Origin of the sequence: Marinifilum fragile (assembly GCF_963677365.1) — a bacterium.
GTDB lineage: Bacteria > Bacteroidota > Bacteroidia > Bacteroidales > Marinifilaceae > Marinifilum > Marinifilum fragile.
Genome location: NZ_OY781962.1, coordinates 1,406,530 through 1,418,908, shown reverse-complemented (window position 1 = coordinate 1,418,908; position 12,379 = coordinate 1,406,530). Strand labels below are relative to the sequence as shown.

6 protein-coding genes are annotated in these 12,379 nt (G+C 36.9%); 3 read left to right on the top strand and 3 right to left on the bottom strand.

Going from position 1 to position 12,379, the window contains the following annotated elements; genetic code table 11:
* Positions 1-113: 113 nt before the first annotated feature.
* Positions 114-743 (top strand): class I SAM-dependent methyltransferase, encoded by a 630-nt coding sequence (locus ACKPCA_RS05435; RefSeq protein WP_321281815.1) that lies wholly within the window; start codon positions 114-116, stop codon positions 741-743.
* Here ACKPCA_RS05435 and ACKPCA_RS05430 read toward each other — a convergent pair.
* Entirely contained in the window at positions 740-1,144 is a 405-nt protein-coding gene (locus tag ACKPCA_RS05430) for an acyl-CoA thioesterase (RefSeq protein WP_321281814.1), read from the bottom strand. The two genes, ACKPCA_RS05435 and ACKPCA_RS05430, sit on opposite strands and share 4 nt — an antisense overlap.
* Before the next feature lie 260 nt (positions 1,145-1,404).
* Complete coding sequence (locus tag ACKPCA_RS05425) at positions 1,405-4,353, bottom strand: C25 family cysteine peptidase (protein WP_321281813.1); 2,949 nt, start codon at positions 4,351-4,353, stop codon at positions 1,405-1,407.
* Positions 4,354-4,918: 565 nt separating this feature from the next.
* On the opposite strand from ACKPCA_RS05425, the gene ACKPCA_RS05420 reads away from it, so the two are divergent.
* Positions 4,919-5,617: a DNA-binding domain-containing protein gene (locus tag ACKPCA_RS05420; protein ID WP_321281812.1), complete on the top strand. Its 699-nt coding sequence runs from the start codon at positions 4,919-4,921 to the stop codon at positions 5,615-5,617.
* A gap of 437 nt (positions 5,618-6,054) precedes the next feature.
* Positions 6,055-8,940 carry a KAP family P-loop NTPase fold protein gene (locus tag ACKPCA_RS05415; RefSeq protein WP_321281811.1) on the top strand — a complete coding sequence of 962 codons (2,886 nt, stop codon included), beginning with the start codon at positions 6,055-6,057 and terminating at the stop codon, positions 8,938-8,940.
* A 140-nt stretch (positions 8,941-9,080) separates the two neighbouring features.
* On the opposite strand, the gene carB is transcribed toward ACKPCA_RS05415, so the two are convergent.
* The gene (carB, locus tag ACKPCA_RS05410; RefSeq protein WP_321281810.1) at positions 9,081-12,320 is read right to left on the bottom strand and encodes a carbamoyl-phosphate synthase (glutamine-hydrolyzing) large subunit; all 3,240 of its coding nucleotides are present in this window, start codon (positions 12,318-12,320) and stop codon (positions 9,081-9,083) included.
* Between the last annotated feature and the right edge of the window lie 59 nt (positions 12,321-12,379).

Sequence of the window (12,379 nt, the reverse complement as noted above, 5' to 3'; positions counted from 1 at the left end):
AGATTGAGATTAAGGTTAACATTTAATGTTAGGAAAGGATCGGAGGAGTTCGATCCTTTTTTTTGTTGCCTATAACTTGATAATAACGCTGTTTTTTTCTTCCTTAGGTGAACATGAATAAAAAAGACATTTATAAAGGAATGCCTTTTGATAAAATACCATGGAAACGTGAAACGCCTCCTCATATTTTAATCAACACCATAGAAAGCTTAGCTCCATCACCTTCGCATTTACTCGATTTAGGTTGTGGTTTAGGACATTATGCAGCCTATTTTGCACAAAAAGGATACAAAGTGTCAGGAATTGACATTTCTCAAACAGCCATCAATCATGCTAATCAATTATTTGGAATCAAGAATTTAAAGGGAGATTTCTACGAGCTAGACTTGTGTAAGACCAATGATATTATATTGCCTCCAATAAAACTCGCCTACGAATTTGAAGTCCTTCATCATATTTATCCTGAATACAGAGAAATGTATGTGCAGAATGTTAGTAAGCTTTTATCCGAGGGTGGCTATTATCTTTCAATTTGTTTTAGCGAAAAGGATCAAAACTTTGGAGGAGAAGGAAAATACCGGAAAACACCTATTGGAACTGAACTCTATTTCTCATCTGTAGAAGAAATTCAGGATTTAATGAGTTCGCATTTTAAAATACGGGAAATAAAGGAGGTCGAACTAGAAGGCAAGCTTGTTCCACACCAGGCAGTATTTTGCCTGATGCAGAAAGTTAAATTTTAAACAAGATATTCACCAAACAATTCATCGAACACCTCTCCTTTGCTCAATCTGCCATTAACAAGACAAATCACAAACACCTTTCCTTTGGCACAAAGTTTATTGTCTGAGCTTCGGTAAATGTCCTCGTTGAATACCAATTTTAATCCTTCTCTTTCAATACTTAAACGTACTTCAAATTCATCGCCACTGGTTAGTGAGGTTTTATAATCTATCTCGATACGAGAGACCATGGCGTCTACACCTTCTTCGTGTAATTGCTTAAAGTTGCTCCCAATCGATTCCAAAAACTCATGACGTGCATGCTCTAAATAGTTCTGATAGACTGAATTGTTAACTACTCCCTGAATATCGCACTCGTAATCGCGCACTTTAAGCTTTAGCGTGTAAATATATTGACTCATTGTACTAATGTTTTTAATATTTTGTATGAATATACAAACGAGTGGTGAAATTAAACAAAAGCAATTAAAAACTACTTTTTATTGAAAAGAAAGAACCGGAAGATCAATTTGCATCGAAAATCCGGTTCCACACTACTACGTAAATTCCACCTAATTTTAACTTAAGTGAACCTATTGGTGTGACTCAAGCACCAAATTAGTAAGGGGGTGGGACTGTGAGTAGGGGAATTCAACAGTCCCTGGGTGATTAGCATATCTAATTACTTCACCACTAACTTTTTAGTCCAGATCTCATCTCCAGAGCTTACTTGTACAATGTATATTCCACTGCTTAAATTGTTAATATCAAACTTATCTGAGCCATCGGAAACAAAGGTGTTGACTACAGTACCTGTAAGGTTGATGATCTTTACACTTACTTCTCCTGAAATTCCAATTTGTTCCAACTTAAAATAATCGGTAGCAGGATTAGGATACAGCTTAATGCTTGTATTTTCTCCTAATGCCCTATCTCTTGAACTGCTTCCACTTCCTACCTGAATGCCATAATCCTCTATTTCGCCATAGGTTGTATTTCCACAAGACTGAGGTGTTTCATTGTAAGTAACCCGCACTCTCATTCGGGTAGCACCTAAGCTGGCTGCAGCAGGAACCTGAATGCTACCAGTTGCCGTACCAACACTACTTCCATAATTGTAGCTTAATGCATATTCCTCATTCGCTCCACTAAACTCTCCATCACGATTCCAATCGAACCATGCACTTACCTGATTTCTTGAATCAGGACGACCGATGCTTACGGAAATATCATAGCTTTGTCCCTGTTCAACATTTGCCACCTGGGAGGTATTGTCAGAATATCCATTGCAAGTTGAATTGTTACTGATGGTTCCGAATGAAACGTTCGAGATGTACTCGTAGGAACTACAGCCATTTGTTGTTGCTTCGCAGTAAGTTTGAACAATTGGTGCACTTACCGTAATCATATTGGTAATGGTTTTGGTATCGGTACTACTGCTATTGGCTGCCGTTAAGGATACCGAGTAAGTTCCTTCAGTATTATAGCTTACTGTAGGATTTTGAGCAGTACTTACCGTTGGAGTACCACCAGGAAATGACCAATTCCACGAAGTAGGATTATTAGATGATAAATCCGTAAAACTGATGCTTTCTCCGGTGGATATACTTGTTTTATTCGCTGTAAAATTGGCTACTACCTCTTCTACTCCACTTCCAGAAATGTTAATATCAGCAACATACGGAATCTTGTTATAGCCTGTAACTGTAAGTTTAATCGTTCCACTTGATGGCAATGGGCTAATGCTTACATTTGCCGAACCGTTGTTGATTTTAGCAGTACCAATAATCTCACCATTAAGAGTTAACGAAACCCAGGCATCGTTGGTGTTACTGCTTACACTAAAGCTGTTGGAGCCTGGTGTAGCTGTTGCTGTATGATTCACCTGCATTGCTGTTGGTGTTTTGGTTCTTACTTGCAAAGAAGGATCACCAAATACAGTCCATGTATCAATCATATTTTCTCCGCCCGATCCGTAAACATCCACCATTTTAAACATCCCGTTAAGGGCAATGCCTGTAAAAGTTCTTCTAATGTTATTGGCATAACTCTCAATTAAAATGTCGTTCATCTCATTTTGCGCGATCATAGGTGGCACCCACGATTGATTAATGGTAGAAGCACAAATGGCCATAGCACCCGTTGGTTTGCCATTGTTTGTAGCACGCAACCATGTTTCAGCAAAGCATGTATTATTTTTAAAGTTCCCGTTCACACAAGCCACATCGAAAATAAAAGGCAGCTTGTTCTCATTGGTAAGATTGTTTACATTGGTATTGGTATATACCATACTTGCGAAGCCGGTGATAGAACCATGCCCAACGTAATTAATGATTCCTTTACCGGCATTCAGCAAGTTTGTTAATTGCGCAGCCGATCCTCCATTTTGGTAACAACGAGAAATGGTATATCCATAACCTTCCAGTTTGGTTTGAATGGCATTCATGTGCTCTTCGTCTGATGGGTTAGATCCTTCGTCGGATGCAATTCCAACACCCGAGGCCAACCATGTATCCGTAGATTTAATATCACGTTCGTAATGTATGGTTCTTTCTACCTGAGTGGTAACCTGTGCTGCAGTTTGTGCCGAAAAACGTCCTACAAAAATGTCGATGTAATGATCGTTCCCTACAATAAAGCCATAGTTGTTATCCGAATCGCCTGCGCTTGTATATGATGTTGGAACCTGTGGTGCATCACCAACCAATAGCAAATAAGTTAAACCCTTGGTGTTGTAATAATTGCTCACATAGGTTTTAATAGCCGAAGCACTGCCAATGGTACTGTATGCAACCATCTCAACATGAATTCCTTTCTGCTTTTTCCAGGCAACAAAATCAGCCATTTCATCCATGTAATCGTCGTAACAAATAATCAGCATTTTACCTGGCTCATCGTTCAATGCTGTGTATTTGGTGTTCGAAGGAGTATAATTCAAGAAATGAGATTCATACACCTTTTCGAATCCCCTGTCAGGAGCAGCAGACTTAACCCCTGATAAAGTATTTTTGGTGGATCCTTTTCCTGTAGCACTCACCTTCAATTCCATATTCGTATAGATTCTTAGGGTTTTCTGAACCGGATTGTAAGATATTGGGTTTACCACCAATGCCTGACCGCGAACACTTCTTAAGATGTATGGATCATTAAGCGAAGCCAAATTATAAGGATAGTAATCATCCTGCTGATAGGCCTCTCCATAGGTATAAGGAATAGACTTTGGGTCGATATCGCGGGTAAGATCACCTTTGGAAGGTACTACCTTGAAATCCTTAATTTCGATAAACTCCGAAGACAAAACTTCCACTTGCATATCCGCACTAGATGGAATCATGATGGATTGAGCAAACCGAGGCAAAGCCGGATTACCCTTTTCCAGAATATCTCCCATATTGTTTGCCTCCACCTTGTAGGCATTTTCGGAAGCAATGTAAAGCAAATCATAGGAGTTCAGCTTAAATTCGATTCGATAATCGCTACCAACTGCCGATTTTAAAATCAATTCATTCTTGTCGTAACGAGTGTTTGGATCGATTTTAATGTGTTCTCGCTTCTGAGCCGAAGCACTTACTGAAATGAGCATGGCAATGGCCATTACCCATACTCGGAAAAAGTAAAGGTTCTTTTTCATAAATTAAATTTTAGAATTAGTTAATATGTATTATCAATAAATAAATATAAAATGGTAGTGAGTCAGGTTACCGTCTATCTTTCGATAGATATATTCATTTATTACACCTCTTTATTCCGAAATAATTAAAAAGGTAACCCTCGAAATAAATATTTTTATAGTTTATTTTACACCTTAATTATACAATAAGCTCCACATCCCCCATAAACATTGGTAATGTAGCATAATAATTTTCTTCAAATATTTATTAAAGAATATAAAAACCCTATTTATAAGTGGTAATACATGTTATAATTTCATAAAACTGTTTAATAGATGCGTCTATTTATATAGTTGTATTTCTATTGTTTTTTTTCCTAAGCAGAAATAGAAAGAATCACATTGTTTTTAATTCTATTAAATAGATTTTTTTATTCCCCCTACTCTGTAGATATAATGGGCAATTGGCTTCTATTGCCAGACTTAAAATATAAGTATTAACATATTTTAACTTTACTATTATACATATATATCGTAAATTGATTGTCGATAATACTTTTATTACTAATTTTTAAACATTTAAACTATGCTTGATTATTATTTGTATTTAAATTCCCTAACGGAAGCTCCGAACGATTGTGTTGCCAAACCGGCTCCTATTCGTGTACTAACTCGTGAAGACCTAATTAAGGAATGTTGTAAAGAAGGTACAGGCATCACCCCTTACGAGGCGGAAGGTCTGTTTAAAAGATTAGAGACAGTAATTACAGAAAGTCTTGAGAATGGGTATTCCATCAATACTCCATTAGTCAACATTTCGCCAAGCATTACTGGTGTTTTCGATGATTTTAACGATAGTTTCGATGGGAATCGACACAAACTAAGATTTAAAGCTACCCCTGGAGTACTATTGAAAAAATCTGCAGAGAATACCCGCTTGCAGAAAATCGATCGTAAAAAGTCTGAAATTGACATTTACAGCTTTGTTGATCACAATTTAGAAAAAGAAACCAACCTGATTAAATCGGGCAATCTTGCAGAAATCAAAGGAAAGAAATTGAAACTTGATCCAACTGATGATAATCAAGGAATTTTCTTTGTAGCTGAGGATGGTACAGAACACAGAGTAAGTGTTTATGCAAAAAACACGGATGGAACACAAGTATTCCAAATTCCAGATGGTTTGGAAGCCGGAGACTATGAACTGGTGATAAGGAATATTCCTAATAACTCTAAAAAACTATATTCTGGAAGTTTCGATAAAAAACTAACAGTAAAAGCTTAGATAAGAAAGCCGGTTGATCCGGCTTTTTTATTACTTAAGGTTTTTCGGTAATACTGGAAAAGAAATTTTTCCAATAGTAGAATAAGAAAATTTCCAGTACTGAACTAAAAACAAATCTAGTGTTAGAAAAAGTAAGAATCCAGTATTGGAAAGCATCCTTTTCCAGTACTGGATTTTGTTTTGCTCTAGTAGTGGAAATATTTTTCTATTGGATTTGAGCGGTATTACTTAAAGTAATGCTCTCAGTGATTATTTCTTGTAAAACATTGATACCTTGCTTGAAGTGAGAGCATCAAACGCTTAAGTTCTGAGGGTATCATTTTAAATGATGCTCTCAGTTTTTTGAATCCCAATAACCATTGATACCCTCACTTAGAGTGAGAGCATCAAAAGCAATTATTTTTAGTAAGTTTATATGATCATAAAAACCCATATACATGACTAAGCAAACCCAAGCTAATCACATGAACTTAAAGTCTATTGCCAAGTTTTGGCAATTTACCTTATTATTTTTTCTTGCTCTAATTGTCTTTAACGAGCTTCTATTTAAACTTTATGAGGGAATTTATAAAACTTTATTTCTTAACGATATTGGTATATTTTTAATACTTACAGTATTATTTGCATTTCTTTTCTGGGAACTAATTGGCCAGATAAAAGCCAAAACGCAAGTTGTATGGAAACTACGTGATGCTTTTATTACTGCTGCCCTAATTAAAAGTCTTTGGCTTATCATTTGGGCATTTATCACTCTTTCTATAGTGCCTTTAAGTTATTTCAACTTTATAGATTATTCTATATACAAATGGATAAGCTCTAATCCTTTCAAAAACATTCATTTGATTATTGCCTTCGTTTATTGTGCTGGTATTTATTTGGCTTTGAAATATTATTATTGGGATGCTAAGACAAAACAAATAAACAGTGTACAAAGGAATAAAAAGGAAAGCTTTGAGCTTAATGATGATAGGACACTTGGAGAAACAGAAGCTTTTCTAAATTGTACAACACTTGAAGAATTAAAAGAACAAGACAAACTTGGAAGATTTGACTATGCGCAGCAGATCAGTCATATCATTATAAACAATGGCGAAAACAAGGCTTTTGCGATAGGTATTAATGGCGATTGGGGATCTGGAAAAACTTCATTCATTGATATGATCAAACGAATCAACGGGATTGAGTATTCTGAACAATGTATTTTCATCAACTTTAACCCTTGGTATTTTACGGGCACAGAAAAAGTATTAAAGAAATTCTATGATACTTTAATTAAGACTGTTGGTAATAACTTTTCGATTACTTTCAGAAACGATCTTAGTAAATACTTTGAATTAATTTGTGCCACTGAAAGCAAAATATGGAAAACAAACTTCCTGCAATATTTCAAGAATAATACTGACTTTGAATCTCAATTGAATGACTTGAAGGCGCATTTTGAAGAATTGCCGCAAAAGATTGTTATTATCATCGATGACTTGGATCGCTTACAAAAGGATGAAATTCTAGTTTTGTTTAGAACCATTCGTTTAATTGCCGATTTTCCTAATGTGGTTTATTTGGTTGGGTATTCTCACAAGTATGTTAATGATGTGATTATAGAAAATCACAAGACCAATGAAGAGCAAGCTAGTTTTATGGAGAAAATATTTCAATTGGAATTTGAGTTGCCTGAACCTATACCCAATGACTTAAAAATATTCTGGAAATCAAAAATTGCAAAATTTATCCCTGCAGACTCCTCTGGATTACAAGTGGATATCATCAATAAGATAGTAGATAACAACATTTTACCTAATCTTAGAGATATCAAACGATTCATAAACCAGCTTTCGATAAATTCATCTTTACCTGAAGTTAAAAACAATACATATCAACCTCAGTTCTTCCTTTTGGAGTTAATCTTCTATTATGACTCAGAAGCTCATTACACAATAAGAAAATCAAGATCTCTTGATATTAAAACATATCAGAATAGTGATGAAGAAATAGACGAAGGAACAATTAAATTAATTGATCAAATCAAGAAATTAGATAAGAACACAACACAATCAATAGTAGATCCTAAGCATTTTGATAAATACTTTTTTAAACGTTTGGATAGACAGAGAGATATCGATTTTCATGAAGTTAAGAGCCTATTTACTGATCCTAATTATGAGAAAAGATTCCGAAAACTGTATCACATTAGTGACATAAGCCAGACACAAATCATTGATCACATATTGAAATTCGTAGAAAGTTTTGAAAACAATTATAATGAATTTGATAAGGCTAATTGGAAACAATATATGGATCGTATTTTTTTCTTATTTGAGTATATCTATACTTCAGAAAGATATGATAAGAACTATTTCAAAAAAGGAGCAAGTGTAAGGGAACAAAGATTAATAAAAGGTATTTCCATCATTTGCAAACTCATTTCTACTGGTAATTTTTCAAATGAAATAGCATATTTTCAATCAAAATTGGATAACAAAAGCTTCTCTGATTTCTTATTAATATTTGCCAAAGAAAATAAAGAGTTGAATCCAATCTTTTATAAGGTCAGCGAATTGTTTAGAGATAAAATCAGGGATGAAATCGAAATGCACTCAATTGATACAATGTGTACTATCATTTCTCTTTACAATTATTCAAAGTTTCTAAAGTTAGGAAAGTATGGAGACTATGTATATAGTGATGAAGCAATTCTTAATGGATTAAGAGAGAGGTCTAAAATGTTATATTCTGACATTAAGAAATTAGATGATGGAATATCTATACTTGATATCTTTTGCTCCAAAGAGAATTTGCTTAAACTAAACGATCTAAAGAGCCAAGGAATTTTTAAAATGTTGGATGATCTTAGGTTAATATATCCATTCCATAAGAAGAACAAAATTAAGGATTTTACATATTCATTTGATTACAGCAACTATAACTATAATATAAACATCCCAAAATCCATCGAAGAAATAACAATAATGGACTCAAAAGGTAATGCAGTATGTCGAATTGATAATATAAACAAAAAACAATTAACAGTTTGTCATATAGAGCTTAATGGAAATCGCATGTCTGAAGAGAGAAAACTTTCTAGGCAATTGCATGAAGATTTAACTATACAATTATACAAAGTAAATTCTGGCATAAAATTCCAATTAAGAGACAGAAGAACCGAATTAGGTTATGAAGAATTTAAAAGTATGGTAATTGATACTAATCCTTTTATTAGTTTTCAAGTAAACATTTTGACGAAGAACAATGAAGACTTTGTTATTGAAAGAGAATTAATGTCAGATCATATTATGACTGATTTGAATAAATTGAACAGCAACTAAAAACCTGTCAAGAATAACTCCTGACAGGTTTCGCATTTTATATACTGTCTGAGGGTATCACTTCAAGTGATGCTCTCAGTTTTTTATTGCAAGTAGCCATTGATACCCTCACTTGGAGTGAGAGCATCAAAGTATCTTTTCTAGAAATCCTTCTTCTCTACGTAATCGCTAAAGCTTTCGATTTTAAGGTCGGCTTCGGACTTTTTGCAGATGGAATAGATGAAGGCTGATGCCAAACGTGCATTCGTTACCAAAGGAACGTTTAAGTCAATGGCTGTACGTCTGATTTGGTAATCGTTGTTCAGCTCATCTTTGCTTAAGTTCTTTGGTATGTTGATTACCAAATCTACCTCGCGATCGCGAATCAAACTTACCGCTGTTTTCTCTTCGTTTTCATCTGGCCATGCTACGGCTTCAACCGTCACACCATTTTCCTGAAGGAACTTTGCAGTACCTCTTGTACCGTATAGCTTGTATCCACGCTCTTCCAGCATCTTCGAGCTCTTCAGTAGCTCCAGCTTCGAGCGAATAGGACCACTACTAATCAACACCGCCTTCTTCGGTATGCGATAACCAACTGATATCATTGATTTTAATATTGCATCATAGTAATCGGCGCCCAAACAACCTACTTCACCGGTAGAAGACATGTCTACACCCAATACAGGGTCGGCTTTTGACAGTCTTGAAAAGGAGAATTGCGATGCTTTTACACCGATATGTTCCAGCTCAAACATGGATGGAAGATTGTTTGGAATCGGAACATCCAACATGGCCTGAGTTGCCGTTTCCACAAAATTATAGTCCATTACTTTCGATACAAATGGGAAACTACGGCTGGCACGAAGGTTACATTCTATTACCTTAATGTCGTTATCTTTTGCCAGCAACTGCATGTTGAATGGTCCGGTAATGTTTAGTGATTTTGCAATCTTACGCGCAATCTTTCTGATTCTGCGTATGGTCTCGAAGTACAACTTCTGTGGTGGGAACACCAAGGTTGCATCACCAGAGTGTACTCCGGCAAACTCAACGTGCTCAGAAATGGCATCAATCACAATTTCACCATTTTTGGCAACACCATCGAACTCAATCTCTTTGGCTTCCTGGATAAACTCACTCACAACCACCGGATACTGCTTAGAAACCTGTGCAGCCAAATCAAGGAAGTGTTCCAACTCCTCGCGGTTCGATACCACGTTCATAGCTGCCCCGGAAAGAACGTAACTCGGACGAATCAGTACAGGGAACCCCACTTCATCAATAAACTCATGAATGGCTTCTATACTGGTCAACTCGCTCCATCTTGGCTGATCCACTCCCAGTTCATCCAACATAGCCGAGAAGGTCTGACGGTTCTCTGCTCTGTCAATTGATTCAGGAGAAGTACCCAACACATTCACATCCGCTTTATGTAGACGCATTGCCAGGTTCTGTGGAATTTGTCCACCAACCGATACAATTACACCTCTAGGCGATTCCAAATCGATGATATCCAACACTCTTTCGAACGAAAGCTCGTCGAAGTACAGTCTGTCGCAAACATCATAATCGGTACTTACCGTTTCCGGATTGTAGTTGATCATTACCGAGCGCAAACCTTCTTTGTTTACCGCATTCAGGGCATTTACGCTACACCAGTCGAACTCTACCGATGAACCAATACGATAAGCTCCAGATCCCAACACAATAACTGATTTGTTATCGGCAACATAGTCGATGTCATTTTCATCGCCACTATAAGTAAGATAGATGTAGTTGGTTTGTGCAGGATACTCCGCCGCAAGCGTATCAATTTGCTTCACAACCGGAACAATTCCTTTCTCTTTACGATGCTTTCTTACGGCCAATAATTCCGATTCCATATTGGTATTTTCTGGCTTCAGAACGAATCTTGCCAACTGGAAATCCGAGAATCCATATACTTTAGCTGCTTTAAGCAATTCATCAGGTAAAGCCTGTAAGTTGTTATGCTTTTGCAGATCCCACTTAATTTTTGTGATGTGCTCCAACTTGCTTAGGAACCATTTGTCGATCTTGGTTAGGTCGTGTACCTGATCGATGCTGTAGCCTTGTTCGAAAGCCTGTGCAATGGAGAAAATACGCATATCCGTTGGGTGCGTAAGCTCCTTCTCTACATCTTCGAACTTGGAGTGTACATTCCCTACAAATCCGTGCATTCCCTGGCCAATCATACGCAAACCTTTCTGAATGGCTTCCTCGAAGTTACGACCAATGGCCATTACCTCACCAACCGACTTCATACTCGATCCAATCTCTTTGGTTACTCCTTCGAATTTGTTCAAATCCCAACGAGGAATCTTACAAACTACGTAGTCAAGCGCAGGCTCGAAACATGCCGTAGTGGTTTGTGTTACCGCATTCTTTAATTCATGCAGTGCGTAACCTAAACCAAGCTTGGCAGCCACAAATGCCAATGGATAACCGGTTGCTTTTGATGCCAGTGCCGATGATCTTGACAGACGCGCATTCACCTCGATCACACGGTAATCTTCTGATTCAGGATCCAGTGCATATTGTACGTTACACTCTCCCACAACGCCCATGTGACGAATGATTTTAATCGCCAATGATCTAAGCTTGTGATATTCCGAGTTGGTTAGCGTTTGCGATGGTGCAATTACAATACTTTCCCCGGTATGGATTCCCAGTGGATCGAAGTTTTCCATATTACAAACCGTAATACAGTTGTCGTAAGCATCACGTACCACCTCGTATTCTACCTCTTTCCAGCCCTTCAGTGACTCTTCAACCAAAATCTGGCTGGAGTAGGATAAAGCGTTCTCAGCAAGCTTTTTCAGCTCATCCATATTGGAACAGAAACCAGAACCCTGTCCTCCCAGAGTAAAGGCTGCACGTACAATAATTGGGAAGCCTAATTTTTCTGCTGCCCCCAAAGCATCTTCGATCGATTCTACAGCATAACTCTGAGGAGTTTTTACATCAATTTTACGAAGCTCGTTCGCAAAGATCTCTCTGTCCTCTGTTTTAATGATCGTCTCGATAGGTGTACCCAATACTTTTAGGTTGTATTTCTCAAGAATCCCAGACTGGAACAATTCAATACCGCAGTTCAGTGCAGTTTGTCCACCAAAAGCCAGAAGGATACCGTCAGGCTTTTCCTTTAAGATTACTTGTTCTACAAAAAAGGGAGTAACCGGCAAAAAATAAATTTGATCGGCAACTCCCTTAGAAGTTTGTACGGTTGCGATATTCGGGTTAATCAATACGGTGTAAATACCTTCCTCTTTCATGGCTTTTAACGCCTGCGATCCGGAATAGTCAAATTCACCAGCTTCACCAATTTTCAGGGCTCCTGAACCTAATACGAGTACTTTCTTTATTTTATCTTTAATCATTTCTGTCTTCTTTAATCCATCAGCTAAAGCTGATAGCAATTCATCAATTACCTTTTTAC

Excerpts from the sequence above, each read along its gene's own strand:
- ACKPCA_RS05435 (WP_321281815.1), top strand. The coding sequence starts at position 114 with ATGAATAAAAAAGACATTTATAAAGGAATGCCTTTTGATAAAATACCA.
- ACKPCA_RS05430 (WP_321281814.1), bottom strand. The coding sequence starts at position 1,144 with ATGAGTCAATATATTTACACGCTAAAGCTTAAAGTGCGCGATTACGAG.
- ACKPCA_RS05425 (WP_321281813.1), bottom strand. The coding sequence starts at position 4,353 with ATGAAAAAGAACCTTTACTTTTTCCGAGTATGGGTAATGGCCATTGCC.
- ACKPCA_RS05420 (WP_321281812.1), top strand. The coding sequence starts at position 4,919 with ATGCTTGATTATTATTTGTATTTAAATTCCCTAACGGAAGCTCCGAAC.
- ACKPCA_RS05415 (WP_321281811.1), top strand. The coding sequence starts at position 6,055 with ATGACTAAGCAAACCCAAGCTAATCACATGAACTTAAAGTCTATTGCC.
- carB (WP_321281810.1), bottom strand. The coding sequence starts at position 12,320 with ATGATTAAAGATAAAATAAAGAAAGTACTCGTATTAGGTTCAGGAGCC.